Source organism: Vibrio sp. 2433-A1 (assembly GCF_056726085.1).
This window is the reverse complement of record NZ_JBRESC010000017.1, coordinates 56643-83313: the sequence shown is the minus strand read 5'-3', so window position 1 is coordinate 83313 and position 26671 is coordinate 56643. Positions and strand designations below refer to the sequence as shown.

The following is a 26671-nucleotide window of genomic DNA, read 5'->3' as shown; positions in this document are numbered from 1 at the left end:
TATCCCAAGTATATTTTTGATGAATGCTTAGCCTTCTTTGGCCAAAAACGCATTGGCTTAGCCGCTTATTCAACATTACAAACCATGATCACGTCCGTCCTAGCCAGTGAGAGGAAGAGGACAGAGTCCATTCTCTCAAGCTCCATGTCAGACACCACTCATATGCAACTTAAAAAAATACTGCATACCAAAGGGCGCTTGAATCAACTTTCTGCGCAGAAAGGCTCAGCGAAAGACTTCACCCCATCGGAACTCATGCGTGAAATTGAAACGCACAATACAATAAGAAGTGTGTATCAGGAGATAAAAGGACTCATCAATGAACTAGGGTTATCGCAAGGAAACTTAACGTACTACGCGTCTATTATTCGACACCAATCTATCTATAAGATCCGCCGTTCTCCTGAATGGCAAGGGATGCTATACATCGTGTGCTACTTGTTTTTTCGTTATCAAGAAACGAATGATAAGTTAGTCACTGCTTTTCAATATGTGACCAGAAAACTAAGGGAATCCGCCTCTGCCGCCGCTAAACAACGGATTGCAGATGAGCTTGAAGTGGTCAGAGACAAGTTGACCCACGCCGGTCACCTCCTTGGACTATTTGTCGATGACTCCGTCAGTGACCAGACTCAATTTGGTGATATTCGGCAAAATGCCTTTGAAAAGCTCTCCAAAGATGAAATCCAGCTCATTAGTCAGCACTTAAATAAGGAAAATTTTGATAAGCGACAATACGAGTGGCAATACATTGACAGCCAATATAGAAAGATCTCAAACTCGATTAGACCCCTTTTTCTAGCGATAGATATTGAATGTGAACCCGGTCAGACATTACTTTCTACGCAATTACAAGTAGCAAAATCAGAGCTTCAAAAAGAAAAGCACCTTTGTACTGCAGACCAAAGGTTACTTCTTAAGCAGGACAAAGACTATATCGTTGATAAGGAAGGCGTTAACTATCGACGTTTTGAACATTACTTGTACCAGAAAGTCTCTCGAATGCTTGATAGCAACCATATATTTGTTAATGAAAGTGCGAAAAACAAACGTCTCGAAGATGATCTTATCCCTATAACTGAATGGAAAAAGAATGAAAATCTTGTTGCCAATACAGGGTTAGATAAGTTGATTGCTCCTATCGAGCAAACCCTTGCGACATTAACAAAATCCGTACGTCACAAAATGTCTCAAGTCAGCCGTAATATCAATGATGGAGCCAATGATTTTGTTATCCATCAACCTCGCACCAACCAGCTCACTTGGAAGTTAGCCAATAAGCGTTGGAAAGACGATCTTGATAACCCGATTTACAACCAACTTCAACATATGGGCATTATCGAAATTATGGATTACGTAAATCAGAGAACCGGTTACTTAGATGCCTTCAAAAGTATCGGAACTAAGAAGCTAGGGAGTAAGGCGAGAGAAGAAGACTTACTCGCTTGTATCTTTGGCAATGGCTCTAATTATGGATTGCATCATATGTCATCGATATCTGATCGAGCCATTGGTGTTCTGAGGGCCGTAAATGATGGGTATATTCGGCCGGAGACGACAAGCGATGCCAATGATGTGATTTCAGATTCGCTGGCAAAACTTCCAATCTTTAAACATTACACAATCAATGAGTCCACCCCCTTTGGTAGTATTGATGGTCAAAAGCATGCCTGCCGTATCAATACATTCAAAGCTCGATTTTCAGCAAAATACTTCCGTAAGGGTAAAGGGGTATCCGCCCTAACGTTGGTGTCAAACCATGTGCCAATCAACACCAAGATAATTTCAGCTAACGAGTATGAAGGACATCATGCTTTTGATTTGCTCTATAACAATAGCAGCGATATTCAGCCTAAAGCGTTAGCAACCGATACTCATGGGGTCAATAATGTCAACTTTGCGATCCTTGACTTATTTGGTTACCAATTCGCTCCACGATACGCCAAGTTTAAATATGTCTTCCATGATTTGTTCGAAATAGAGCATGGAGAGGCCGTATCATTAAAGCTGCGCCGACCGTTTAACACCTCACTAATCAAACGTGAGTGGGAAAATATTCAAAGGATCATTTGCTCGTTAAGTCGTAAGACAACGACACAAAGTACGATCATTACCAAGCTGTCGAATGGTAAACAGAACAGTCGAACATTAGCCGCACTTAGAGAGTATGACCGAATCATTAAGTGCCTTTATGTACTCGATTATGTTGACGATAAAGTCCTGCGACAGTTTGTCCAGCAAGCTTTGAACCGTGGCGAAGCCTACCACCAACTACGTCGAGCTATTGCTTCAATCAATGGAAATCAATTCCGTGGAGGTAATGATTATCAGATAGATCAATGGAATGATTGTGCGAGAATTATTGCTAACTGCATCATTTATTATAACTCGGCCTTGCTATCCAGTCTGATTGATAAGTTTGAGCAAGAAGGTAATCAGGAGGTGGTGAATCTGATAGCGGGTTTATCTCCAGTCGCATGGCGTCATATCCAACTTGCCGGTAATTACACCTTTGGTATTCAGAAAGACAATATCGTTCTAGAGAAACTGCTTGAGAACTTAGAACCTTGGAGAGAGGATAGCATGGTCGAACTGGTGGCTTAAGAAGGATATTAGAGAGTAAGCGATCCCTGCCGGCCCTTATAAATAAAGGGCTGTAGGCTCACATTGGACTTTTCGCTGAAGTGGGCGCAAAACCCCGAGTAGCAGTGTGATGCAAATAGTGGATTTGTTTATCACTCAGACCAATTGCTTGGAGTTGATCTTTGCTAGAATCAACGATACTACTTGGCGTATCTATGGCTAATAAGCGCGTAAAGGTTTTCGGTCCAATGCGTGGGGTGAAGTAAAGCGCCAACCATGCTGCGAGTTCCTGATTATTCATTGCTCTACTCCGCTCAACTGAGGCGGTGCTATGAGCTTAGAATCAACACCGATCGGTTGAGTACTTAGGCTAATCAGAGCAAGACTAAAATGCTGATAAGGGCGTATAACAATCAAATTTCCAATATAAGTATTGGCCAACGATGCCAGTTGACCGTTATCAAGCATTACCTGCACGCCAGGTTGGTAGAGTTCAAACATATTGCCTTGAACAAGTTCATCAACCAGCCCACGATTAAGCACCACCACATCATACTGCCCCACGTAACGCTGGCCCGTTAAACTGCCGAGAATCCGTGCGCGATGACCTATCGGCGCAGGTGTCGGATAGAAACGATTTGTCGCCCTAACCAGCGGCTCTGAAGGATCGGGCAGCGCAATATCATTGGCCATTATTTCTTGCCGTTGCTCGGTCACATGTAAGCGCGTCGTAAGCTCACCATATTCGATATGCTCAGCACTTGCGATGCGTTTTAAAGCGACAACCTCCTGCTCTTTACGAGTAAAACTCGCCATTTGACGATAAATACCCCAACTAGATTCTGGCTGCAGTCCAGAAACATACACAGCATCTTGCTCGGTTAAAAATTGTCGACCATGACTGGCACCCAGCACACGGACACTACTCTCTATATTTGATTGAGTAAGTAATCGATCGGATTCAAGGTAAGGAAGCACCAACTCAGGTTTAAACGTTGGGATTGGGCGCTTATCGACTAAACGAACACTAGGACTGAGTTTCACCATCGGCTTGAGACTCAGCGTAGGTTGGCCATTACGCCAAGTTAGATAGAGGCGATCGCCAGGGTAAATCAGATTTGGATTGTCGATATCGGGATTAGCCTGCCATAAGCGCGGCCACTGCCAAGCACTCTCTAGATAAAGAGCCGATATATCCCATAACGTATCCCCTTTCTCGACCGTATAGCTCGCGGGCACATCTTGCTTAAGTGTCACTGGTGCAGAGTTATCGCTGGCACTATTGGTAAGCGGGACAAAGAGTAAGCCGAGAAAAATAACGCGGCAGTTCAGTAAACCTAACATAGCCATTCCCTGACAACATTGAAATCCTTGGCCGACTTCAACTCGCTTGTTCACTGTTTTAGCTAAGAGAAGCTGTTCAAAAAGCCGCATTGATGCTGTCATTTGACATCTAAAATGTCTAGAATTGAGCCAACGAGGTTTATCCTGATTCGGCACAGTTCAACATTCGAGTGTATATGTCTGTATTACAAGTATTAACATTCCCAGATGATCGCCTTCGCACCGTAGCAAAGCCGGTAGAAGCAGTGACACCTGAGATTCAAAAGTTCGTTGATGACATGATTGAAACCATGTACGACGAAGAAGGTATTGGCTTGGCAGCAACCCAAGTTGATTTCCACCAACGCATTGTTGTTATCGATATTTCTGAAACTCGTGATGAGCCAATGGTTCTGATCAACCCAGAAATTATCGAAAAGCGCGGTGAAGATGGCATCGAAGAAGGCTGTCTATCGGTACCGGGCGCGCGCGCTTTAGTGCCACGTGCTGCCGAAGTAACGGTAAAAGCACTTAACCGCGATGGTGAAGAGTTCACATTTGAAGCTGATGACCTATTAGCGATTTGTGTTCAGCATGAGCTTGACCACTTAGAAGGCAAACTGTTTGTAGATTACCTTTCGCCTTTAAAACGCAAGCGTATTCAAGACAAGCTAGCTAAGATCAAGCGCTTCAACGAGAAGAACGCTAAAGCTTAACCGCCATAAATAGAAGGAAGGTACCTTGAGCAAACCTTTGAAAGTTGTTTTTGCTGGTACTCCGGATTTCGCCGCCCGTCACTTGGCGGCGTTGTTGTCTTCGGAGCATGAAGTTATCGCTGTTTACACACAGCCAGATCGCCCAGCAGGCCGCGGTAAAAAACTCACTGCGAGCCCAGTAAAGAACATTGCCCTTGAGCACGACATTCCGGTTTACCAACCAGAAAACTTCAAGTCAGACGAAGCCAAGCAAGAGCTTGCTGAGCTGAATGCTGACCTTATGGTTGTTGTCGCTTACGGTCTGCTGCTACCTCAAGCAGTATTAGACACACCGAAACTTGGTTGTATCAATGTACACGGCTCGATTCTTCCTCGCTGGCGTGGCGCAGCTCCAATTCAACGCTCTATTTGGGCGGGTGATAACGAGACTGGCGTAACCATCATGCAGATGGATATCGGTCTAGATACTGGCGATATGCTAAAAATCGCGACCTTGCCAATTGACGCAACGGACACTAGCGCGACCATGTATGAAAAGCTGGCGGAGCTTGGCCCTGATGCACTAGTTGAGTGTTTAGCCGATATTGCCGATGGTAAAGCGGTAGCTGAAAAGCAAGATGATGAACTGGCTAACTACGCCAAGAAACTGAGCAAAGAAGAAGCGCGTATTAACTGGGCTGACGACGCTGCACACATTGAACGCTGCGTACGTGCTTTCAATCCATGGCCAATGAGCCACTTTATCGCTGCTGAGAACAGCATCAAAGTGTGGCAGAGCCGTGTTGATGAGCAAATGTCAGACAAACCAGCGGGTACTATCCTGCAAGCTGACAAGACTGGTATCTACATTGCCACTGGCAATGGCGTACTGGTACTAGAACAACTGCAAGTACCAGGTAAAAAAGCGATGCCCGTGCAAGATATTCTCAACTCACGTGCAAACTGGTTTGAAGTCGGTACTCAACTGGTTTAACTTTTCTCCCGCAAGGGAAACGTACATTTTGAGGGTGGAGACACCCTCCCTTAATTTAAGGTATCCATCATGAATGTTCGCGCTGCTGCTGCTAACGTCCTATTTCAAGTGGTCGATAAAGGCCAATCTCTTTCACATGCCCTACCTGCGGCTCAAAAGACCATCAGACCAAGAGACCACGCGCTGTTGCAAGAAATTTGCTACGGCGCGCTAAGATACTTGCCTCGTCTAGAGTCTATTGCCAACGAGCTAATGGAAAACCCGCTGAAAGGGAAAAAGCGTGTCTTCCACCACTTAATTTTGGTCGGCATTTACCAGCTGAGTTTTATGCGTATCCCTGCTCACGCAGCAGTCGCGGAAACCGTTGAAGGCACCAAGACGCTAAAAGGCCCAAGCCTGCGCGGTCTGATCAATGCCGTTTTACGTAGTTACCTGCGTGAACAAGAAGAGTTGGATGAGAAAGCGGTTAGCCACAACGCGGGCAAATATGGTCACCCTAACTGGCTGCTCAATATGCTGCGCGAAAGCTACCCTGATAGTTGGGAGCAACTGGTCGAAGCCAATAACAGCAAAGCGCCAATGTGGTTACGTGTCAATCGCCAGCACCATACTCGTGATGAGTACCTTGAGCTGTTGAAAGATGAAAACATTGAATTCAGCATTCACCCTGAAGCAGCTGATGCCATAAAATTGGCCTCACCTTGTGATGTAACGCTTCTACCCGGTTTCGACCGTGGTTGGGTATCGGTGCAAGACGCCGCAGCTCAGTTGTCGGTCAATTACCTACAACCACAAAATGGTGAACTGATTCTTGATTGTTGTGCAGCGCCAGGCGGTAAAACCGCACATATTCTTGAGCACACTGAAGATACCGAAGTGGTTGCGATTGACTGTGATGCTAAGCGTCTTGATCGCGTTTATGACAACCTAGAGCGTCTGCAGTTGCGTGCCGATGTCATTTGTGGTGATGCTCGCTACCCTCAAGAGTGGTGGACAGGCGACAAATTTGACCGCATTCTGCTTGATGCTCCATGTTCAGCGACTGGTGTTATTCGTCGTCACCCTGATATTAAGTGGTTACGCAGAGCAAACGATATTGATGCCTTAGCTGAGCTGCAAAGCGAAATTATGGATGCGATGTGGGGACAATTGAAAGTGGGCGGCACTATGGTTTACGCCACTTGTTCAATCACCCCACAAGAAAACGTTCTACAAGTAAAAGCTTTCCTTGAACGTACAGGCAATGCGACCTTAGTTGGCTCTGATGTCAACAACCCTGGTCGTCAGATCTTGCCTGGTGAAGAGGATATGGATGGCTTCTACTACGCAGTGTTAATCAAAAACGCGTAAACAGTTAGGCGGTGACAATAGTCGCCGCCTTTTCAGTAGTTAAACGAGATAAATGTATGAAAATCATCATTCTTGGTGCGGGTCAGGTTGGCGGCACACTGGCAGAAAACCTGGTCGGTGAAAACAATGACATCACCATCGTAGACAGAGACAGCGATCGCCTGCGTGAGCTGCAAGATAAATACGATTTACGAGTTGTGAATGGCTATGCAAGTCACCCTGATGTACTACGTGAAGCTGGCGCTCAAGATGCCGACATGTTGGTTGCGGTAACCAACATGGATGAAACTAACATGGCAGCCTGTCAGGTGGCCTTTTCTCTGTTTAACACACCCAACCGAATTGCTCGCATTCGTTCTCCGCAATACTTATCTGAGAAAGAAGCCCTATTCCAATCGGGTGCAGTTCCCGTTGACCACCTTATCGCTCCTGAAGAGCTAGTCACTAGCTACATCGAACGCTTAATCCAATACCCAGGTGCGCTTCAGGTAGTGAGTTTTGCCGAGCAAAAAGTCAGTTTAGTGGCAGTAAAAGCTTACTATGGTGGCCCACTGGTGGGTAATGCCCTATCAGCACTGCGTGAGCACATGCCGCACATTGATACACGTGTTGCGGCCATCTTCCGTCAAGGCCGCCCAATTCGCCCACAAGGTACAACCATCATTGAAGCCGATGATGAGGTGTTCTTTGTTGCGGCAAGTAACCACATTCGCTCAATAATGAGTGAACTACAGCGCCTAGAAAAACCTTACCGCCGCATCATGATTGTTGGTGGTGGTAACATTGGTGCCAGCTTGGCGCGCCGCCTTGAGCAGTCATACAGCGTAAAATTGATTGAACGTAGTTACCAACGCGCAGAAAAACTATCTGAAGAATTAGAAAACACCATCGTCTTCTGTGGTGATGCCGCAGACCAAGAGCTGCTTGCCGAAGAGAACATTGACCAAGTCGATGTGTTTATCGCCCTAACTAATGAAGATGAAACCAACATCATGTCCGCCATGCTCGCTAAGCGCATGGGCGCAAAGAAAGTTATGGTGTTGATTCAACGTGGCGCTTACGTTGACCTTGTTCAAGGTGGCGTGATTGATGTTGCAATCTCTCCGCAACAAGCAACGATTTCTGCACTACTGACGCACGTTCGTCGTGCTGATATTGTTAACGTTTCTTCTCTACGCCGCGGCGCTGCCGAAGCGATCGAAGCGATTGCCCACGGCGATGAAACTACCTCTAAAGTTGTCGGCCGTGCGATTGGTGATATCAAGCTGCCACCGGGCACAACCATTGGTGCAATTGTACGTGGTGAAGAAGTTCTAATCGCCCATGACCGCACGGTTATCGAACAAGATGATCACGTGGTGATGTTCCTGGTCGACAAGAAATACGTGCCAGACGTCGAAGCCCTATTCCAACCGAGTCCATTTTTCCTATAAGGCTCCGTTATGGTCAACTTCCGTCCCGTACTGTTCGTGATCGGGCTAGTGCTATCTAAGCTAGCCCTATTTATGTACATTCCAACTGTGGTCGCCTTTATCACTGGTACATCCGGTTTCTTAGAATTCGGCCAAGCTGTTGTTATCACCCACATTGCCGCTTTTGCCTGTTTAACTATCGGTCGAACCAGGGCCTTTAAGCTTAGTGTGCGAGATATGTTCCTAATCACCAGCTTGGTTTGGACCATCGCCAGCGCCTTTGCCGCGCTGCCGTTTGTCTTTATTAACCACATTAGTTTCACCGATGCCTACTTTGAAACCATGTCGGGCATCACTACCACAGGTTCTACGGTACTCAGCGGATTAGATAATATGGCGCCTAGCATCTTACTGTGGCGCAGTATCTTGCAATGGCTTGGCGGGATCGGCTTTATCGTAATGGCGGTAGCTGTTCTGCCAATGCTCAACGTCGGTGGTATGAAGCTGTTCCACACCGAGTCTTCCGACTGGTCGGATAAAAGCAGCCCAAGAGCCAAAACCGTCGCGAAAAACATTGTTGCGGTGTATCTGGTACTCACTGGCTTATGTTTGCTCGCTTACCTTGCCTCTGGTATGACTCTGTTTGAAGCGATCAACCACTCTTTCACTACCTTGTCTACTGGCGGCTACTCCACCTCTGATGGGTCGATGAACCACTTCTCCAACTCCGCTCATTGGGTGGCCACGGTGTTTATGTTCTTGGGTGGGTTGCCGTTTTTACTTTTTGTGGCTGCATTGCGTAAGCGTCGTCTAGACCTCTTATTCAAAGATGCTCAGGTGCGTGGTTTTACTTACCTATTTCTTATCAGCAGCCTGATTATCTCTTCTTGGTTGGTGATTAGAGATGGCTATACAGTGTCAGACGCACTGCGAGTTTCAATGTTCAACATTGTTTCAGTCGTAACCACCACAGGTTTTGGTTTAGAAGATTTCACTGCATGGGGTGCACTGCCAACGACCCTGTTTGCGTTCCTAATGATGGCTGGCGCTTGCTCAGGTTCAACATCTGGCGGGATTAAAGTGTTTCGTTTTCAGATCGCAATAACGCTACTCAACAAACAGATGATGAAGCTCATTCACCCGTCGGGAGTGTTTGTGCAAAGTTATAACCAGCGCCCTGTCAACGATGATATCGTTCGTTCTGTGGTCGCGTTTGGCTTAACTTTCTTTATAACCATCATTGCCATTGCGGGTGGTTTAAGTGCTATGGGTCTTGACCCAATAACCAGTATTTCTGGTTCTATTACCGCCGTGGCTAACGTCGGTCCAGGCATGGGATCAGTGATTGGCCCAACAGGCAACTTCGCTCCGCTGCCAGATGGCGCAAAATGGCTGCTGAGCTTAGGTATGCTGATGGGACGCCTTGAAATTTTGACTCTGCTGGTGCTGTTCTTTCCAGCATTTTGGCGACGTTAAGGATTAATCATGAAAAGACGTATTGTGCTTTGTGGCCTAATCGCAAGCTCTCAGCTTATGGCTGCACAACAGCTCACTTTAGAAGATGGACGACAGGTTCAGCTCAACGATGACTTTACTTGGCACTATGTCACAGCGCCTACGCCCCGTGATACTCCAGCGGAAAACACGACAACGATACCCGTTGTTGCTGCCATCCCTGTGATTGAAAATAAAACAGGCAGCTTGATAAGCCTAGATAGTGATAAACCGACTATGCAACTGTCCGATTCAGGGGTGGATATTCTATTAGCAGCCGCAAGCTACCAAGATGGTCAATTAGTGATACCTACCTCATTAACCAACCAAGGCCGTCAAGCTGTGATTACGGTCGAGCTTGAAGTGGAAGTGTTAGATAGTTCTGGGGCTATACTTAGCCAACAAAAGACTAAGGTATGGTCATCAATTAAACGCATGGCTGATACCTACCTAAGACCAGAACAAATCGCCGCAGGTAAGCCGATAAAAGTCGATGTCGAGTCCGCTTCTCAGTATCAAATCAAAGCCAAAGTGGTCAACATCGAAACGCGTTAGACCGGTTGGACATACAGGTAAATCGCGAAGAAATGACAAGCGCATCCTGCCAAAACAAAACCATGCCAAATGGCGTGATTGTATGGGATGCGTTTCGCCACGTAGAAAATCACCCCTAACGAGTAAATCACACCGCCAGCAGCAAGCAGCGTTAACCCTTCAATCGATAAGTTCATCGCCAACTGATAAATCACTATCAGCGAGAGCCAGCCCATCGTCAGGTAAGTCACTAGAGATAACTTTTTAAAGCGATAAACAAACGCCAGTTTCATGATGATGCCAAATAACGCGATGCCCCAAATCACAGCCATTAGACCTATAGCTAACGGCGTTCGTAGAGCCACCAATAAAAACGGCGTGTAGCTACCAGCAATAAGCAGATAAATGGCGCAATGGTCGAAGGTTTTAAGCGCACGTTTGGCGCGCGGATTTGCAATCGCATGATAAAGCGTTGAGGCTAAGAACAGTAAAATCATACTGCCGCCATAGATACTCATACTAGCGATAGTCATGGTGTCCGCATTGTGCTGGAACGCTTTGACTAGCAAAAGCACCAAGCCAACAATACTCAGCAGCATGCCCAAAGCATGAGTTAACGTGTTAGCGAACTCTTCTTTTGTACTGTATTCAACAGGAGGATGTACCGACATGCGTGCGTAACTCTTGAGTAAAATTGGAACAATTACTCAAGAGTATTGCACATTAAGCTTACAGTTGTAAGCTGAAAGTTTTAAATTTCTGTTAAGAATGGTTGTCGAGATACTCTAACACCAGCTTGCCCGCTTCATCAGCTGAGGTGTGTAGCGGTAGCGCCAATTGCCTTTTCAGTTGACCGACACCCAGCAGACTAGCCAACATCCCTTTTGCTCCTTCGCGATGGCGATCGATTTCGAACCACAGTTGCAGCTCATCATCATTACGGTAAGCCACCACTTCTAGCTCACGCCAACGACCGTGGAATGGCCCAGTCGTCGGTACAAACTCGAACTCCTGAACAAATGGCATCGCAAAGCCATCAACCTCTTCACACTCCACCTGACGAATACGTAAACCTTGTTCTTCTAAAGCGGTGAAAATACCGTCAAGTAGCGGATCAGGGCGAACGGTAAGAATATCTTTATCGGTTGGATCCTTAGCCATCGCAATATCAAGCCCAGTTTCAAGCCATACCTTAGAGTCACCAATCGTCACAGGGGTATTCCACGGCACATCAAGCTCAACTTCGAAATCACGCGTTTCGCCTGGATCAATCGTGAAAGCATACGGCAGCGACCACTCAGCCAGTGCATAGCTAGCAGGCACACGGCGCATTCGTCCTGCAGTGTGCTTGTTCTTATCATGAGCGACTGGAACCTCTTTGATATAGCGACAGTAGAGTTTTAAATCAATATTGTCGATATCCTGTGCGGTCGAGCCACCATAGACATGAATAGTAATGTTGACCTTTTGTCCCGGGTACAACACTTCTTGCTGCAACACCGAATCAACGTTCGCCGAACCGATGCCAAAACTGGCCAGGGTCTTCTTAAAGAACGACATAACTACCTCCTGGGCTCTATAAAGATTCAATTGCTTTCATACTAATCTTGTTTAGCGTCTCACTACTACTACCTGCTTCACATAATTGTAGTCAACGAAAAACGATTAGATATCGACCAATTTGACTGATAATGCTAATCTATTTATTGATATGCGTGCATATCAATACTCCTGATTAATTATTTGGATTGGCGAAAGCCAAAAAGAGCCACACTTCAGCAATGAAGCTCGACTCATGGTTAATCAGGCTATTACATTGGCAATGGATATGCCTGACAGTTAGGTACCATAGATGCGCCCAACAACCGTCAGGTTTTCGCACACTAACCGTAGTGCGATGCGCCGCCGCAGTGGCTTCATGGCTGCTCCAGTGGCAAAGAAAACAGCTCCTGCAATGACCTTAGTTGAACAGACTGCTGTCTTGGCATCTGCTCCAACCAAAGTTGTTAAAGCAGCCTAGTTAAAAAGCGCAGTTTTGACTGCGCTTTTTTCTTACCTTCATTTCTGCAATTTGTTACCTTTAACCTTAAATCATTATAAGTATTGTGGAGAAAACCTGTGAAGTGTCACCGTATTGAGGAGCTACTTGAGCTATTGGAGCCAGAATGGCAAAAAGATCAAGAGCTTAACCTGATTGAGATGATCATTAAGTTAGCCCAAGAAGCGAGTTATGAAGGTAAACTGGAAGATCTCACCGATGATGTGCTGATCTACCACCTTAAAATGCGCAACAGCGAAAAAGATGAAATGATTCCCGGCCTGAAGAAAGACCAAGAGGATGACTTTAAAACTGCGATCCTTCGAGCTCGTGGCATCATCGACTAAATAAAGATTGAAAGTAGAAAGCGGCGTAAGCCGCTTTTTTTTATACCTGTTTTCCCTTCTATTTATGAACTGTTAGGCGATTTATTTCTATAACTGTACCAATGTTTGTTGTTAAAGGTTGATAACCTTAAAGAAATAAAAATGTTATTGCGTATATAATCGCCATCAATAAGAATTTACTAAAATAGTAATGTCTACAGAGTGTGAAACGTATAAATCACACCATTGAGCCTAAGAAGGAAGCACAATGAGTCAGGACAAAATCGATATTAAAGATGTGACTCCTAAAACCTTTAATCCAAAAACCCACAAAACCAAAGGCGACAGATTTAACCCAAGTAACCGAATTTACGTTCGTGAAAGTAAAGGTACATTCCAACAACTACGTCGTTATGGCGGTTGGTTCCTACTGCTGTTTTTTGCTCTGATCCCATGGATACCTTATGGTGAACGTCAGGCAATCTTACTCGACATTGGCAATCAGCAATTTAACTTTTTTAGCACTACCCTTTACCCGCAAGACCTAACCTTACTTGCGTTGCTGTTTGTTATTGCGGCGTTTGCGCTGTTTTTCATTACCACCTTTTTAGGTCGCGTTTGGTGTGGTTATCTCTGCCCGCAAACTGTTTGGACCTTTATGTACATTTGGTTCGAAGAAAAGCTCGAAGGTAGTGCCAATAAACGCCGCAAACAAGACTCCGGCAAGTTAACGGCTAACTTAGCCATGCGCAAAACGGCCAAACATATTGCTTGGTGGGCTATTGCCCTTGCTACGGGTTTTACCTTCACCGGTTACTTTGTTCCTATCCAAGATCTCGTTGTGGGCTTTTTTACCTTCAACGCTGAGTTTTGGCCAGTGTTCTGGGTACTATTCTTCGCCGGTTGTACCTACGCCAATGCGGGCTGGATGCGCTCTATTATGTGTATCCATATGTGCCCTTACGCACGTTTCCAATCAGCGATGTTCGATAAAGATACCTTTATCGTTGGCTATGACAGCAAGCGCGGTGAAACCCGCGGGCCTCGCTCACGTAAAGCCGATCACAAAGCACTTGGCTTAGGCGACTGTATCGATTGTGACTTATGTGTGCAGGTCTGCCCGACCGGGATTGATATTCGCGATGGCCTACAATACGAGTGTATTAACTGTGGCGCTTGTATCGATGCTTGTGACAAGACCATGGATCGCATGGGTTACGACAAAGGCTTGATTAGCTACACCACCGAGCACCGCCTATCCGGAAAACAAACCAAAGTGGCTCGCCCTAAATTACTTGGCTACGGCGCCGTGCTATTGGTGATGATTGGTTTGTTCTTTGTTCAAATCGCCAGTGTTGACCCTGCTGGGCTAAGCGTACTGCGCGATCGTAACCAACTATTCAGAGTCAATGGCTCTGGTGAGATTGAAAATACCTATACACTGAAGATCATCAATAAAACTCAACAAGAGCAAAAGTACGACTTGAGCGTAGAAGGTTTGAGTGATGTCTCTTGGTACGGCAAACAAACCATACAAGTTGAACCGGGTGAAGTACTTAGCCTACCAATGAGCCTAGGTGTAAACCCTGACAATCTCAGCTCTCCTGTTTCAACGATTCAGTTTATACTGTCCGATAGCGAAGACTTCACTATTTCTGTAGAAAGCCGCTTTATTAAAAAGCTTTAGACTTTCTCACTACCCAAATGGAAAGAGGCTCAGCAATGAGCCTCTTTTATTTTATGACCCAGCAAGCATTTAACTTTGATGCGCTCACTCCCGATTTTATGTGGTATGCCCTAGAAAGCATTGGCATCCGCGCAGAGTCTGGATTTCTCGCATTAAACAGCTACGAAAACCGCGTCTATCAATTTACCGATGAAGAGCGTCAGCGCTATGTGGTGAAGTTTTATCGTCCAGAGCGCTGGAGCCAAGAGCAGATTCAAGAAGAGCATGACTTTACTTTAGAGCTGATTGAATCAGAGATCCCTGTCGCGCCACCAGTCAAACTCAATGGTCAAACTCTACATCAGTATCAAGGCTATCTATTCGCCCTATTCGAAAGTGTCGGCGGACGTCAATTTGAGGTCGACAACTTAGAGCAACTTGAAGGCGTCGGTCGCTTCTTAGGTCGTATTCATAAGGTTGGTTCAAGAACGCCCTTTACACATCGCCCAACAATCAGTTTAGACGAATACCTCTACCAGCCGCGCAAACTGCTCCAACAATCGCAATTTATACCTATGCATCTCGAAAATGCATTTTTTAATGACCTCGATCTGCTGATCAAATCATTAGAAAACCGCTGGGATGACTCCGCCACCATTTTACGCCTGCATGGTGATTGTCACCCCGGCAATATCTTATGGCGTGATGGCCCTATGTTTGTCGATCTAGATGACTCTCGCAATGGTCCTGCGATTCAAGATTTATGGATGCTACTCAGTGGTGATCGCGCCGAGAAATTAATGCAACTAGACATCGTTTTGGAGGCATACCAAGAGTTTAATGATTTTAATAGCAACGAATTGAAACTAATTGAGCCATTGCGCGGTCTACGTATGGTGCACTATATGGCATGGTTAGCAAAAAGATGGCAAGATCCTGCATTTCCTATCGCTTTCCCATGGTTTAATGATCCAAAATACTGGGAAAGTCAGGTGCTTGCTTTTAAAGAGCAAATTTCTGCCTTGGATGAACCCCCACTTTCACTCATGCCGCAGTGGTAAGTAAAATAACAACATGGAGTCAAAAATGAAAAAGCTGTTCGCACTCGTTGCCACATTGATACTGAGCTTCACAGCTCACGCTGCACAGTTCACTCAAGGTGAGCACTACAAAGTTCTGGATTTAGAAGCATCGAAAAAACCAACGGTCACAGAGTTTTTCTCTTTCTACTGTCCACACTGTAATGCCTTTGAACCTATCATTCAGCAGCTTAAAGCTCAGTTACCAGCAGATGCTAAATTCCAAAAGAACCACGTTTCTTTCATGGGCGGTAGCATGGGTGAATCAATGAGCAAGGCTTACGCGACCATGGTTGCGCTAAAAATTGAAGACAAGATGACCCCAGTGATGTTTAACCGCATCCACAACATGCGTAAAGCACCAAAGAATGATGAAGAACTTCGTCAAATCTTCTTAGACGAAGGCGTTGATGCGAAAAAGTTTGATGCTGCATTCAAAGGCTTCGCCGTTGATTCAATGGTTCGTCGCTTTGATAAACAGTTCAAAGACAGCGGTCTTTCTGGCGTTCCAGCGGTAGTCGTGAACAACAAATACCTTGTTGATGCACAATCAATCAAGACGCTAGATGAATACTTCGCACTGGTTAACTACCTACTGACATTGAAGTAATCACCACCAATAATTATCAAAAAAGGGAGCTAAGGTTCCCTTTTTTATTGTCACTTTATCGATGAAGGTGGCTGGTGCAGCTCTTTTAGTAACTCATCTTTTTCTTGCCATACATCCCCCAGCCACTGCTGGAACTGACGCTTGTAGGGTTTATCATTGAAGTAGTCACCACGAACTTGCTCATTCACCGGTAGCACTCTGGTACGCACGACAATTTTGCTCATTCGCCCCATCAACACATCCCTAAATGGATTATCGGTATTGTCTGGGTAGGCTAATGTCACATCAATGATACTGTCAAACTGATCGCCCATTGCCGCCAAGGTGTAAGCAATCCCACCAGTTTTCGGTTGCAGCAAATATTCGTAACCCGCACGACTTTTACTCTGTTTCTGCTTAGTAAAACGAGTCCCCTCGACGTAGTTAACCACGGTTGTCGGGGTATGTTTGAACTTGGCACAAGAACGACGAGTGGTGGCTAAATCTTGGCCTCGTTTTTCAGGGTGACGAATCAAATACTCACGTGAATAACGGCGCATAAATGGCATATCCAATGCCCAGCAAGCCATACCAATGAATGGCACATACAAAAGCTGCTGCTTAAGGAAGAATTTAGGCATTGGGATACGATCTTTAAACACACTGCACAGCACGACGATATCGGTCCAGCTTAAGTGATTACTGATCATCAAATACCAGCCATCTTGTTTAAGTTCTTCTCCTCCTTCCACATCCCACTCAACTCGGTTAGAGACATTCAAAATCAGAGAGTTAATTGTCGCCCATAGCCACATTATTTTATTGGCTAATTGCGTCCCTTTAACTTTAAGAGTGGCGCTAGGTAACAGCACTTTTAACACCGCTACAAGACATATAGCTAAGGAGCAAATAGCAGAATTGAGGATAACCAGAGTTGTATTCAGAACAAAGATTAGATGTGCCAACATATCGCTTAATAGTGAGATTTGATCGAAATTCATAAATAATTATTTATGAATAATAAAACAGCGTGTAATTATACAAGCCAGTGGGAAGTTTAAAACCAATCTACACATGGTCAGAGTAGTTTGCTTAAACTTCAACAAACTCAAGTCAAAAGGTTTACTTCATGGAGCGCCGATAATGACAACCATAAAACCTATCGTCCTAGCCCTTGCGGTTATATCTACACCGGCACTCGCTCAGCTTTCGAAGCATGCTGGGCTCAGTGGCGAGCTTTCACTTAGCAGCGGTTATACCTCTTCAACATCCAATTTCAATACCGATGCTAATGCAGTACTGGCTGACAATACCCAAGCAGGGCAAAGAGAGGATGGGTTTCTTGTCTTTCCGCTGGGCAACCTCGCTTATACCTTTGGTCAACAACTCGACAAACAGGTTTACGCTGGTACGTCACGAGAAGATATTGCGGTAGGTACCTTAGCGCTAGAGCTTGGCTATAAGCAACAACTGGTCAATGGAACAGTGATAGATGCCTCTTTCCTACCGACCATTATGTCTGGAGACACTTGGGCTAACCCATTTGAACAAGGCATTCAGCGTAGTGAAACCGATGAAACCGGCACCGCTTACCGCCTAAAATTCAGTAATATTGCTTTATCTGGCTTTAGCCTTGATACCGCTTTTGCAGACAAAGAAATTAAAGATGAGCGCTCTGGTCAGTTCGATACCAGCATCGACAGTGATTTACTAAGACGCGATGCCAGTTCTATTTACGTCAAAGGAAGTTACCGACTCCCTCTCAGTCGTACCACATTCATCATCCCATCACTGACCTACATTCAAACCGATGCCGAAGGCGATGCATACTCAAACACCTCTACCGGTGGTGAGTTATCACTGTTTAAACTTATCAATCGACATCAGTTCGTCTTAACGGCCAGTTACACCAACCGCGACTACGACGCCTCTCATCCGATTTACAACACCACCCGTTCTGATGATGAAGTCAGCTTATTTGCCGCCTATGAATACAAGCAGTTTATGGGCTGGCAAAATTGGTCGTTGGTCTCCTTCGCCGGTTTTGGGCAAACTGACTCTAATATCGATTTTTACGATGAAGACCAGATGATTGTGTCACTCGGTGTTAACTATCGATTCTAATGCTCTCGCCCGTAAGTCACGAAGGCTTACGGGCATTGTTAGACCGCCTGAGCAGTCAACGCTCTGAGTAATCTATCCATCGCTCGATAGCCGAGTGCTTCAGCCAAATGAGTACGTGTAATATGCTCAACACCTTCTAGATCAGCAATGGTGCGCGCCACCTTGATAATGCGGTGATAAGCTCGAATAGAGAGCCCCAATCGATGCAAAGCATTTTCTAAGAACTGAGCATCTTGCTTATCTAACGGACAATAGCGTTCTATTTCTCGACTGCCGAGTAAGGCATTGACCTTATTCGAGCGCGACAACATAGCGTCACGAGCAATATAGACTCGTTCACGTACCACAGCGGTTGGCTCACCTCTATCGCCACCTTCGGCTAACGTCCCTTTTGGTAGCGCAGGGATTTCCAGCGACATATCGAAGCGATCGAGTAACGGCCCTGAAAGACGGCTGAGGTAGCGTAAGATGGTTTGCGGATTCACTCTCGATTGATTGCCTTCATAGTAGCCCGTTGGACTAGGGTTTAGTGCACCCACCAACTGAAAGCGGGCTGGAAAACGAGTTTTGCCTTGCGCCCGTGAGATGATGATTTCTCCCGACTCTAACGGCTCACGCAAAGAATCTAGCACCTTACGTTCAAATTCCGGCATTTCATCTAAAAACAGTAAACCATTATGTGCCAAAGAAATTTCACCTGGGCGAGGAATAGATCCGCCACCAACTAACGCTGCCATGGAGCTGGAGTGGTGAGGAGCACGAAAGGGACGTTGTTTCCAATTATGGATATTGATCTCTTGCTGGGTCAGTGACGCCACCGAAGCGGTCTCCATCGCTTCATCACAGGTCATTTCCGGTAATAAATCACACAGCCGAGAGGCAAGCATAGTTTTTCCTGTCCCGGGCGGACCTAAAAACAGTAGGTTATGATTCCCAGCCGCTGCGATTTCTAACGCTCGCTTACCTTGCTGCTGACCAATAATATCTTGCAGATCTCTTTGCAGTTCCCGCTTTACGCTTAATGATGAAGTTTGGTGTAGTGCCAAGGCTTGCTGACCACACAAGTCAGCACACACTTCGAGTAGGCTCTGGGCTGACTTATGTGTATCTGCGCCAACCAATGCCGCTTGATCACCATTATGATGAGGAACAACCAATCGACGCTGAACCTTATTCGCCGCCAATGCCGCAGGTAATACGCCTTTCACGCAGCGCAGTTCGCCAGATAAAGCCAGTTCACCGATAAACTCAATATCAGCCAGCGCTTGCAGTGGAACTTGTTCGGATGCGGCCAAAATGCCTAACGCGATTGGTAAATCAAACCGCCCACCCTCTTTCGGCAAATCTGCCGGGGCAAGGTTGACGGTAAAGCTATGTATGATTAACAGGAATGTTGATATAGTAAATTACGCATAAGGTTAAGGTGCTGATATGTCAAAAATTATATACCCATACATTCGCTTTAGTAGCGATAAACAAGCTGCTGGTAGTTCTTTTCAACGACAAATAGAAAGAATTACTGACTATGCCAATGAAAATGGCTATATCGTAAATAACAGCCTCAAATTGCAAGATTTAGGCTTATCCGCCTTTACTGCTAAACACATCGAGAAAGGGGCTTTAGGGGCGTTTCTTGACGGTATTAAAGCAGGAAAGATAGAGCAAGATGGTTCAGCATACCTATGCATCGAACAGCTTGATCGTCTTTCTCGTGAAAATGTAGATGATGCATATCAAGTCTTTCGTAAGATCTTGAAGTCCAACGTTAATATCATAACGCTAATGGACAATAAGATTTATACAAAAGAGAGTCTTACAGATTTGATGAGCATTATGTACTCCTTAATGCTAATGGCACAAGCTAACCAAGAAAGTGCTAAAAAATCAGATCGAGTCTTAAGATCCTTTGATAAAAAACTAGACAAATTAAATGACGGTAAAGCTGTTCAGTATGTCGGAATGTTCCCAGGTTGGATTGACAATAAAGGGACGAAAGAAGAAACAAATTTTGTAATAAATAAAAAAGCAGAAATAGTAAAAAGAGCCTTTCAGCTATACATTTCTGGAAAAACAATGAAGGAAATAGCAAAACTATTTAATGATGAAAGAGTCCCACAAGTAGCCAAAAAAAGACATAAAAATTTTACGAACTCTTGGAGTTCTGCAAAAATAAGTCATTTACTTAAGAATAGATGTGTATTAGGTGATTTGTTTATAAGAAAAACAGGAGAAGTTTTTAAAAACTATTACCCTGCTATAATTTCAATAGATGATTGGGATATTGTCCAGTCAATAACTAAAACAAAGAAAACAAACAAATCATCAGGAAGAAGATCAATAAACATCTTCACGGGGAAAATGTTTTGTGCAAGTTGTGGTCAAAAATACTATTTTGAAACAGATGATAAAATCACTAAAACAGGTAAAAAACTTTACTATATGTTGAAGTGTTCGGGAAGAAGAAACTTATCTTGCTTTAGTAAATCTATTAAATATGATGATTTTCTTGATTCTAGTCCAAATCTTTTTGGAATGATAACGCAATCCAAAAAAGACAATTCAAAAGAGATTGATGAAATAAAATTAAAAATAAAAGAAATTAACGAAATAACAAAAAAATTAAAAGACAAACTTATTACATTAGAAAATTTAAATGACAGTAATGAGTTGGACTTTACTGTTTATTTAAAAGAAAGTTCAAAAATACAAAAGCAAGTTCGGGAAAATGAAGCTAGAATTGCTAGTTTCAAGTTAAATATTTCAAGATTATCAAGTAATAACAAGCTAGATTATTTTGACAAAACAGATCCTAATTCCGTAGTAAAAGCCAAAAAATTCATTAGTGATAATTTTGCTGCTTTTGTCATTTCTAGCGACTCTCGTTTTTGCATAGCTCTATACAACGATGGTCAAGTTCTTCAATTCAAGATTAAGAATAGCAAAATTGAGAAAAAAGAGTCTCAAGTCAAAAATATTGATAATTTTGAGAGTTTTAACGAGTTCTATAAGCTTAAAGAGAAAGTTTTAGAAACTTACAAAAATGGGACGATGGACGGTAGGTTTATAGAAATACTCAACGCTACAAACTTCTGGGGTGTTGAGACTTCCGAAAAGGACTACTCACTAGACTAACTACTAAAATCCACCAGATCCGCCCGATAGGGCTTTCAAAGGGGTATCAGGGGAAACAATTTCCCCTGCAAATATAAAAAGTGCCAATCAAATAATTAAATACAATTGTATATAACAAGATCTCACATAATAGAGAAGAAGAGATATGTTATTTTAAAAGTTATCTATTAAAACTATTGTTGTTATTGGCTTTGTTTATAATTAAGGCACTACCCAAACCTAACTACTGTAGTTATATATCTTAACTACTGTAGTTATAAATCCTAATTACAGTAGTTAAGATTTATTTAATGACGATTTATATTAACACTTAAAAAGTTAATAATCATAACTACAGTAGTTATAATCACGATACTTTGAAAAATATAAACATAACATAAAAAATATTAGAATATACTATTGACAAAATATTAGAGTGTGATTTATTGAAGTTATATCATTAGAAAAGGAGAAATGCAATGACAGAAATAAATAGAGGTAAAAAAGAACAAGATATTAAGAAACATTTAAACAGCCTATTTGATGAAAGATATACGGAAGAATTAAAAGTACAAAGAAAGAAGAAAGAGTATTTCCATAAAGTCAGCTTTGATGAACTTGATGAAGCTGTTAATTCTACAGATATAGCAACGAGTAGCATTCCAGCAGAACCAGATTTTATTAAGCTATATCTTAAAGATGTTGTTACATTAAAAGGGATACAACCAGCAAATAAAGATATTTTATATTGTTTGTTAAAGTTAATGAGATATGAGAACTATGTAATATCAATAACAAAATACGATAAGACTATAATTTGTAAAGAACTAGGTTTAAAAAGAGTTCAACAAGTAGATAATGCAATAACCAGTCTAAAAAAAGCAGGTATATTATTCCCCATTGTTGATGAGAATGGGAAAAAAGAACAAGGGGCTTTTGAGGTTAATCCTTATTTATTTGGTAAAGGAAAATGGGTTGAGAATTATAATAAAAGAGATATAAATAAGCTTACAGTTTTATATAGAAAAAATAATAAAGAAGTAATAAATGTTGATGCTTTAATTGAGTATATAAAATCAGAAACTGATGAAGAAAAACGAAATGAGGCAATTGAAAAACTAAAATAGATCAGAGGAGAAAGTTAAAATGAAAGATTTAAAAAATAAAATATATTTGGACTCAGCTAAAAAAGCCATTGAAAAAGCAAATACACAAAATGAAATATCAAATGATGTTTCTAATGAACTTAAAAAAACAAACAAAGAATTAGAGAAAGCAATCGTAAAAAAAGAAACTTTTGAAAAGTTCAATTTAAATAAAAAAACTTCTCTTGATGATTTTATTGATGAAAAACAAGATTATTTAAATGATTTAAGAGAAAGTACAAAATCTAATAACATTCAAACATTATCTTTACTTGAGATCGCTAAATTAGCTATATCAAAATTAAGAAAATATAATGTAATAGAAGCTGAAAAATTAGAAAATGCTATATCTATAAAAATAAAGAACATAAACATCATTCACAATAAAAAATTAAGGAATTAAATATAATGAAGATGGTATTATTTGATCAATTCTTAAAGGAACGTGAAGAATGTTTAGAAGAATTGATTATATTAATTAATTCCGATGAACCAGAACAAGAAATACAAAAACTGAAACAAAATAGGAAAAACAGATAGGAGAATAAATAATGGCACACGATTTTAGCATTAAAATAGAAAAAGAAGACTCAAAAAATATTTACTTTTTTGGTTATTGCAATGGATTGGTATATAAAGCCTTTAATTGTGAGGAATATAACGGCATTTACTCTGGAATAAATGCAGGTATATCTATTTCTAAAAAAGAAGCAGAGCAAGGCGTTATTGAAATGCTTTGGGAGTTTAATTACGAAAAGCATAAAGATTTGTATAAAAATGAGTATGATAAGTTTAATTCATTCTTACACGAAGTTATCAAGCCAAGTGATGATGAACAAACATTTTATATACATTTTAGTTAAAGTTAAATTCGAGTAAAAGCGTTGGTAAACACTAACTGTTTTTTAATTTAAAATAAATGTCTATCAAGGCTTTTATCTCCACTTCGTTCAATAAAAACCTTATCTATATTTTATTTATAGATCATATAGTAAAGTTTTTTAAAGGTATCCCAAGGGGGACCCTCCTTGAAAAATCTTGACTATATTAAAGCATTGATGGTTTATTTTTGTATTTTCTTCTGTTCTTTATTTTTTTTATTTCTTTAGCTTTCTCTTCTGCCTTTCTAGATTTTTCTTCATTGTCAATCTTTTGCTCTTCTATCGTTTTCGGCACTTCGGCCAAATCAGGTTCTGGTAGTTCAACATCTTGCTCTTTTTTAAGTTCTTGCTTCACGGGTTCAGATCTTTCCGTTAATGCTTGATAGATCTCAATTGCCATTTGTTTTACTTCTTCAAACTTTTCACCAAACGCTTTTTCTAAACTTAGAATTAATTTTGGTCTTTCATCAAAAAAGTTTTTAATTTTTTGAGCGTAATTACTCAAATTCTCAAATCGATCTAATTTTTGTTGATGATCTAATATTTCATCTAATAATTCATTTTTTTCATCTAAATGATCACCAGTGGCTTTGACAAGTTCAATCGTTTTTAATTCTAACTCTCTAACATAATCCTCTTTATTTTTATGATCAGACTTATTTGTTTGTTTCGTTTCACCTCTTTCAAAACCAAAGTCTTTAAAGTGTTTATATAATAAATCTTGAGAATTAGACCAATCTTTCTTTCTCATATTTCTTAAACAAGATTTATGTTTATCAAAATCATAGTTTAAAAATATTGCGTGGGCGTGAATGTTATGTTTTATATATTCAGTAGTAAATGGTTCGTCAGGATCATCAAAAGGAACATATTTTGATTTTTCTTCAGGATCTAATTTGTCTAAATCTTTAGTTGATATTTTAGTTCCTTCATCAAGATGAAACTCAAAACCAATCGGCTCAAAACCATATTCTTTTTGAAACTCCAACATAAAATTTTTAGTTGCTTTTTTAATCTCTTCTTGTTTTCCATCTTCCATACATTTTAAAAATAATTCCGAATTGAAAACCAATACACTATCAACGAAAGTATTACTATTTTTCTGCAATGCTAAATTATTATCTTGTTTTGCATCTTCTAATTTCTCTTTGTAATAATTTTTAATATCATTATCACCAAAACAAAATCCAAAGTTGTTTGGTGTTAGCACATCGAAAGCATTTATATTATTAAGCATATTTCTTAATACGTGATCTATTTCACCATCATTTGAATCTTGGTAATACTTAGTATTTACGGCACAATATTTTTTCATAAATGAACTCCTTGAATATATTTATATATAATTCAGTAATCCATAAATAAAATAATAATCAAGGCTGTGGAGTGAAATTAGCGCAGCCTTATCAAAGGCTGTGGAAAAAGACTGTGTGAAACACTGTTTTAGCACACTAAAACAGCCGTACCGACTGTGTGTGCTCTCCGAGGGCTGGGGATACCCCAGACCCGTTCGGCACAGCCTCACCCGCTACGCTCTCGATTTTTTCAAAATCTCACGAGAGAAGAGAAAAGGCCAAAAAAAGGCTACCTAATACGGTAGCCTTTTAAAAGAAATGCAAAAGTTAGTTTTTAAGCTACAACTTTTTCTGAAAGAACATTTGATTTTTCAACTTCTTCTTCAAGTTCATTGATACAGAAGTTTATATAGTAAATGTTAAAGAAAAATGTGTAAAAAGAGTTCATCGAATAATCAATCTTGTGATCATTTAGCATCATTTTTTGGATCGACTTTTTGGCTTTAAATGCCCACACAATATAGAATATGCCAGATAGAATACTTAGCAAACCGCCAAAAGCTGCTAAATCAGGTTCAGAAGAAAAAACAGAAGACCAACCAATCAATGCAGCTAAGACAATTATAATTCGATAATCAAAGATTTTATCTTCTAATGTTTCCTCAATTACACTATTATTTTTAAACAACCACATCACATTATAAATACCTAATGTAACTATTGATAACAGAACAAAATTTAATGTTTTAGTATTTACTTTACTTTTTAATAGATTAGCTTTCATTTATTATAGTCCATATACATTTACGTAGAATTGTTCACCATCATCAGTCATTTCTACCGTATAAGTAATTGGTATTTCATTTGATTGACCAGTAGTGCTAGCGTGAATGTCAAGTTGTGCAGCGCACTCAAATGCTCCAGTTTTATCATTTTCATCTGTTGTTCTAATAGCATTAACAGAATAAGAAAATATTTTTGCAGCTTCTGCACCTAGTTGATTTATCATCTCATCATTCGCAATTTCTTTCACTAGGTCTGTCGTTTCAGAGTCACCACACTTTGGTACAGATGGAGAGCACCCTCCTAGTAGGACAATCAAAGGTAGGGCCAATGCAGCTTTTTTCATAGAAAATTCCTTGTAACATTATGATATTAGAAAACATATTCTATATCATTCCATTGCATAACAAAATGTGTCATATCAAATTTCTATTGAATCCGACCAGAGCGAAAGACAAAATATAGGTCTCTGTGAACCATCCTAAACGACTTTTCTCAAGCTGTTGAGCCAATAGCTCAAACACTTTCAAAAACTCCCTCTATATATAGCAATGCATAAAAAAATATAGCAATGCATAAAAAACTTTCCTGTAAACTTTACATAGCATAGTAATCCGCTTGGCGGGAAACTCAAAGCGAGAGTTAATGATCGCGCTGCGCACTCTATCTCTGGACTCTTTGACCGTTGTCTCGGGCAAGCCAACCAATGTAAAGCCTGGCATGCCATTACTAATGTGGACTTCGACCGTCACCGCAGGCGCTTCAACCCCGACACAGGCTCGGCTATGGATAACTGCTAGGCCCATAATCTGACCACCTGACTATTGTTGTTCATTTATACCCCTGATAGTTCGTTCATTTTGATATTAATGTTGTTATATAGCTTGGCTAGATGCTGAAAGAATGTGAAAAAAGAATGAGTTTTTGCTTGTCATTTAACGGAATTGTATGTTACCACTAGAGACGCAGACATTTTCGTGCCTAACTAGGCACACATATAACTAAAGAAATAAAGATGAACTTCAACGCCCGCACTAACGCACTGATTGCCCTGATTATCGTGGTCATTATTGACACCACGCGGGGTCTAGTGGGCGAAAGATAGCCACAGAATAGAAAAAACCCCCGCACTGAAAAGTCCGGGGGTTTTTTACAATTAGTACGCCGTAAATTTAGGCATATAACGAATTTAAAAGCTCATATAAGGGCTGCAGGAAGAATGGGAGCGCACATGATGTGCAACACAACA

The 26671-nt window shown here is 41.8% G+C and carries 26 protein-coding genes and 2 pseudogenes; 18 read left to right on the top strand and 10 right to left on the bottom strand.

The window, feature by feature from the left end; genetic code table 11:
* The coding region (locus ACU01J_RS16645; protein ID WP_481086724.1) for a Tn3 family transposase at positions 1-2604 on the top strand (2604 nt) is incomplete at its 5' end.
* A 58-nt stretch (positions 2605-2662) separates the two neighbouring features.
* Here the strand turns inward: ACU01J_RS16645 and ACU01J_RS16640 are convergent.
* Both ACU01J_RS16640 and ACU01J_RS16635 read right to left on the bottom strand, forming a co-directional pair.
* Complete coding sequence (locus tag ACU01J_RS16640; RefSeq protein ID WP_481086723.1) at positions 2663-2884, bottom strand: hypothetical protein; 222 nt, start codon at positions 2882-2884, stop codon at positions 2663-2665.
* Entirely contained in the window at positions 2881-3927 is a 1047-nt protein-coding gene (locus ACU01J_RS16635) for a LysM peptidoglycan-binding domain-containing protein (RefSeq protein WP_481086722.1), read from the bottom strand. Before ACU01J_RS16635 ends, ACU01J_RS16640 begins: the two co-directional genes overlap by 4 nt.
* A 176-nt stretch (positions 3928-4103) precedes the next feature.
* Between ACU01J_RS16635 and def the strand changes: the two genes are divergently transcribed.
* The 6 genes from def to ACU01J_RS16605 all read left to right on the top strand — a co-directional run bounded on the left by def (position 4104) and on the right by ACU01J_RS16605 (position 10406).
* Positions 4104-4622 (top strand): peptide deformylase, encoded by a 519-nt coding sequence (gene def, locus ACU01J_RS16630; protein ID WP_053439971.1) that lies wholly within the window; start codon positions 4104-4106, stop codon positions 4620-4622.
* A gap of 25 nt (positions 4623-4647) precedes the next feature.
* Complete coding sequence (gene fmt, locus ACU01J_RS16625; RefSeq protein ID WP_481086721.1) at positions 4648-5595, top strand: methionyl-tRNA formyltransferase; 948 nt, start codon at positions 4648-4650, stop codon at positions 5593-5595.
* A 69-nt stretch (positions 5596-5664) separates the two neighbouring features.
* A complete protein-coding gene (rsmB, locus tag ACU01J_RS16620; protein WP_481086720.1) occupies positions 5665-6945 on the top strand; it encodes a 16S rRNA (cytosine(967)-C(5))-methyltransferase RsmB in 1281 nt (426 codons plus the stop codon).
* A gap of 56 nt (positions 6946-7001) precedes the next feature.
* On the top strand, positions 7002-8378 hold the full coding sequence (gene trkA / locus ACU01J_RS16615) for a Trk system potassium transporter TrkA (RefSeq protein WP_481086719.1): 1377 nt from the start codon (positions 7002-7004) through the stop codon (positions 8376-8378).
* A gap of 9 nt (positions 8379-8387) precedes the next feature.
* Positions 8388-9833: a TrkH family potassium uptake protein gene (locus ACU01J_RS16610; protein ID WP_481086718.1), complete on the top strand. Its 1446-nt coding sequence runs from the start codon at positions 8388-8390 to the stop codon at positions 9831-9833.
* Between the two features lie 9 nt (positions 9834-9842).
* Positions 9843-10406: a DUF3157 family protein gene (locus ACU01J_RS16605; RefSeq protein WP_481086717.1), complete on the top strand. Its 564-nt coding sequence runs from the start codon at positions 9843-9845 to the stop codon at positions 10404-10406.
* Here the strand turns inward: ACU01J_RS16605 and trhA are convergent.
* Positions 10403-11056: a PAQR family membrane homeostasis protein TrhA gene (gene trhA, locus ACU01J_RS16600; protein WP_481086716.1), complete on the bottom strand. Its 654-nt coding sequence runs from the start codon at positions 11054-11056 to the stop codon at positions 10403-10405. The two genes, ACU01J_RS16605 and trhA, sit on opposite strands and share 4 nt — an antisense overlap.
* Before the next feature lie 91 nt (positions 11057-11147).
* The gene (locus tag ACU01J_RS16595; protein WP_481086715.1) at positions 11148-11945 is read right to left on the bottom strand and encodes a sporulation protein; all 798 of its coding nucleotides are present in this window, start codon (positions 11943-11945) and stop codon (positions 11148-11150) included.
* 292 nt (positions 11946-12237) lie between these two features.
* Here ACU01J_RS16595 and ACU01J_RS16590 point away from each other — a divergent pair, with 292 nt between their 5' ends.
* The 5 genes from ACU01J_RS16590 to ACU01J_RS16570 all read left to right on the top strand — a co-directional run bounded on the left by ACU01J_RS16590 (position 12238) and on the right by ACU01J_RS16570 (position 16104).
* Positions 12238-12405 carry a hypothetical protein gene (locus tag ACU01J_RS16590; protein ID WP_481086714.1) on the top strand — a complete coding sequence of 56 codons (168 nt, stop codon included), beginning with the start codon at positions 12238-12240 and terminating at the stop codon, positions 12403-12405.
* A 98-nt stretch (positions 12406-12503) separates the two neighbouring features.
* Complete coding sequence (locus ACU01J_RS16585) at positions 12504-12770, top strand: YihD family protein (protein WP_481086713.1); 267 nt, start codon at positions 12504-12506, stop codon at positions 12768-12770.
* Positions 12771-13017: 247 nt separating this feature from the next.
* Complete coding sequence (gene ccoG, locus ACU01J_RS16580; protein ID WP_481086712.1) at positions 13018-14436, top strand: cytochrome c oxidase accessory protein CcoG; 1419 nt, start codon at positions 13018-13020, stop codon at positions 14434-14436.
* 53 nt (positions 14437-14489) lie between these two features.
* Positions 14490-15476 carry a serine/threonine protein kinase gene (locus ACU01J_RS16575; protein ID WP_481086726.1) on the top strand — a complete coding sequence of 329 codons (987 nt, stop codon included), beginning with the start codon at positions 14490-14492 and terminating at the stop codon, positions 15474-15476.
* Positions 15477-15501: 25 nt separating this feature from the next.
* Positions 15502-16104: a thiol:disulfide interchange protein DsbA/DsbL gene (locus ACU01J_RS16570; RefSeq protein ID WP_481086711.1), complete on the top strand. Its 603-nt coding sequence runs from the start codon at positions 15502-15504 to the stop codon at positions 16102-16104.
* Between the two features lie 50 nt (positions 16105-16154).
* Here the strand turns inward: ACU01J_RS16570 and ACU01J_RS16565 are convergent, their stop codons facing one another.
* A complete protein-coding gene (locus ACU01J_RS16565; protein ID WP_481086725.1) occupies positions 16155-17051 on the bottom strand; it encodes an acyltransferase in 897 nt (298 codons plus the stop codon).
* Positions 17052-17226: 175 nt separating this feature from the next.
* Between ACU01J_RS16565 and ACU01J_RS16560 the strand changes: the two genes are divergently transcribed.
* Positions 17227-18207, top strand: coding sequence for a DUF2860 domain-containing protein (locus ACU01J_RS16560; RefSeq protein WP_481086710.1), 981 nt, complete (start codon positions 17227-17229; stop codon positions 18205-18207).
* A 38-nt stretch (positions 18208-18245) separates the two neighbouring features.
* Here the strand turns inward: ACU01J_RS16560 and ACU01J_RS16555 are convergent.
* A pseudogene (locus ACU01J_RS16555) lies at positions 18246-19574 on the bottom strand (YifB family Mg chelatase-like AAA ATPase); the annotation flags it as partial.
* Positions 19575-19638: 64 nt separating this feature from the next.
* Between ACU01J_RS16555 and ACU01J_RS16550 the strand changes: the two are divergent.
* From ACU01J_RS16550 to ACU01J_RS16530, 5 genes are all read left to right on the top strand, one after another.
* Positions 19639-21339: a recombinase family protein gene (locus ACU01J_RS16550; protein ID WP_481086709.1), complete on the top strand. Its 1701-nt coding sequence runs from the start codon at positions 19639-19641 to the stop codon at positions 21337-21339.
* 458 nt (positions 21340-21797) lie between these two features.
* The gene (locus tag ACU01J_RS16545; protein WP_481086708.1) at positions 21798-22445 is read left to right on the top strand and encodes a hypothetical protein; all 648 of its coding nucleotides are present in this window, start codon (positions 21798-21800) and stop codon (positions 22443-22445) included.
* A 19-nt stretch (positions 22446-22464) separates the two neighbouring features.
* Positions 22465-22866: a hypothetical protein gene (locus ACU01J_RS16540; RefSeq protein WP_029789997.1), complete on the top strand. Its 402-nt coding sequence runs from the start codon at positions 22465-22467 to the stop codon at positions 22864-22866.
* Between the two features lie 5 nt (positions 22867-22871).
* A complete protein-coding gene (locus ACU01J_RS16535; protein WP_265589320.1) occupies positions 22872-23003 on the top strand; it encodes a hypothetical protein in 132 nt (43 codons plus the stop codon).
* A gap of 11 nt (positions 23004-23014) precedes the next feature.
* Positions 23015-23326, top strand: a complete 312-nt coding sequence (locus ACU01J_RS16530; protein ID WP_274878411.1) for a hypothetical protein — start codon at positions 23015-23017, stop codon at positions 23324-23326.
* 184 nt (positions 23327-23510) lie between these two features.
* Here the strand turns inward: ACU01J_RS16530 and ACU01J_RS16525 are convergent, their stop codons facing one another.
* From ACU01J_RS16525 to ACU01J_RS16510, 4 genes and pseudogenes are all read right to left on the bottom strand, one after another.
* Positions 23511-24659 carry a plasmid recombination protein gene (locus ACU01J_RS16525; protein WP_481086707.1) on the bottom strand — a complete coding sequence of 383 codons (1149 nt, stop codon included), beginning with the start codon at positions 24657-24659 and terminating at the stop codon, positions 23511-23513.
* A 314-nt stretch (positions 24660-24973) separates the two neighbouring features.
* Positions 24974-25423: a DUF4234 domain-containing protein gene (locus ACU01J_RS16520; RefSeq protein WP_029790000.1), complete on the bottom strand. Its 450-nt coding sequence runs from the start codon at positions 25421-25423 to the stop codon at positions 24974-24976.
* Between the two features lie 3 nt (positions 25424-25426).
* Positions 25427-25768: a hypothetical protein gene (locus ACU01J_RS16515; protein ID WP_029790001.1), complete on the bottom strand. Its 342-nt coding sequence runs from the start codon at positions 25766-25768 to the stop codon at positions 25427-25429.
* Positions 25769-26027: 259 nt separating this feature from the next.
* Positions 26028-26228, bottom strand: a pseudogene (locus tag ACU01J_RS16510) (magnesium chelatase domain-containing protein); the annotation flags it as partial.
* Positions 26229-26671 lie beyond the last annotated feature (443 nt).

What these genes read in the sequence shown, in the direction of transcription:
- trkA (WP_481086719.1), top strand. Translation starts at nt 7,002, where the DNA reads ATGAAAATCATCATTCTTGGTGCGGGTCAGGTTGGCGGCACACTGGCA.
- ACU01J_RS16545 (WP_481086708.1), top strand. Translation starts at nt 21,798, where the DNA reads ATGACAGAAATAAATAGAGGTAAAAAAGAACAAGATATTAAGAAACAT.
- trhA (WP_481086716.1), bottom strand. Translation starts at nt 11,056, where the DNA reads ATGTCGGTACATCCTCCTGTTGAATACAGTACAAAAGAAGAGTTCGCT.
- ACU01J_RS16575 (WP_481086726.1), top strand. Translation starts at nt 14,490, where the DNA reads ATGACCCAGCAAGCATTTAACTTTGATGCGCTCACTCCCGATTTTATG.
- ACU01J_RS16590 (WP_481086714.1), top strand. Translation starts at nt 12,238, where the DNA reads ATGCGCCCAACAACCGTCAGGTTTTCGCACACTAACCGTAGTGCGATG.
- ACU01J_RS16635 (WP_481086722.1), bottom strand. Translation starts at nt 3,927, where the DNA reads ATGTTAGGTTTACTGAACTGCCGCGTTATTTTTCTCGGCTTACTCTTT.
- ACU01J_RS16610 (WP_481086718.1), top strand. Translation starts at nt 8,388, where the DNA reads ATGGTCAACTTCCGTCCCGTACTGTTCGTGATCGGGCTAGTGCTATCT.
- ACU01J_RS16535 (WP_265589320.1), top strand. Translation starts at nt 22,872, where the DNA reads ATGAAGATGGTATTATTTGATCAATTCTTAAAGGAACGTGAAGAATGT.
- ACU01J_RS16605 (WP_481086717.1), top strand. Translation starts at nt 9,843, where the DNA reads ATGAAAAGACGTATTGTGCTTTGTGGCCTAATCGCAAGCTCTCAGCTT.
- ACU01J_RS16565 (WP_481086725.1), bottom strand. Translation starts at nt 17,051, where the DNA reads ATGTTGGCACATCTAATCTTTGTTCTGAATACAACTCTGGTTATCCTC.
- rsmB (WP_481086720.1), top strand. Translation starts at nt 5,665, where the DNA reads ATGAATGTTCGCGCTGCTGCTGCTAACGTCCTATTTCAAGTGGTCGAT.
- ACU01J_RS16530 (WP_274878411.1), top strand. Translation starts at nt 23,015, where the DNA reads ATGGCACACGATTTTAGCATTAAAATAGAAAAAGAAGACTCAAAAAAT.
- def (WP_053439971.1), top strand. Translation starts at nt 4,104, where the DNA reads ATGTCTGTATTACAAGTATTAACATTCCCAGATGATCGCCTTCGCACC.
- ACU01J_RS16540 (WP_029789997.1), top strand. Translation starts at nt 22,465, where the DNA reads ATGAAAGATTTAAAAAATAAAATATATTTGGACTCAGCTAAAAAAGCC.
- ACU01J_RS16525 (WP_481086707.1), bottom strand. Translation starts at nt 24,659, where the DNA reads ATGAAAAAATATTGTGCCGTAAATACTAAGTATTACCAAGATTCAAAT.
- ACU01J_RS16520 (WP_029790000.1), bottom strand. Translation starts at nt 25,423, where the DNA reads ATGAAAGCTAATCTATTAAAAAGTAAAGTAAATACTAAAACATTAAAT.
- ACU01J_RS16550 (WP_481086709.1), top strand. Translation starts at nt 19,639, where the DNA reads ATGTCAAAAATTATATACCCATACATTCGCTTTAGTAGCGATAAACAA.
- ACU01J_RS16515 (WP_029790001.1), bottom strand. Translation starts at nt 25,768, where the DNA reads ATGAAAAAAGCTGCATTGGCCCTACCTTTGATTGTCCTACTAGGAGGG.
- ACU01J_RS16640 (WP_481086723.1), bottom strand. Translation starts at nt 2,884, where the DNA reads ATGAATAATCAGGAACTCGCAGCATGGTTGGCGCTTTACTTCACCCCA.
- ccoG (WP_481086712.1), top strand. Translation starts at nt 13,018, where the DNA reads ATGAGTCAGGACAAAATCGATATTAAAGATGTGACTCCTAAAACCTTT.
- ACU01J_RS16570 (WP_481086711.1), top strand. Translation starts at nt 15,502, where the DNA reads ATGAAAAAGCTGTTCGCACTCGTTGCCACATTGATACTGAGCTTCACA.
- ACU01J_RS16595 (WP_481086715.1), bottom strand. Translation starts at nt 11,945, where the DNA reads ATGTCGTTCTTTAAGAAGACCCTGGCCAGTTTTGGCATCGGTTCGGCG.
- ACU01J_RS16560 (WP_481086710.1), top strand. Translation starts at nt 17,227, where the DNA reads ATGACAACCATAAAACCTATCGTCCTAGCCCTTGCGGTTATATCTACA.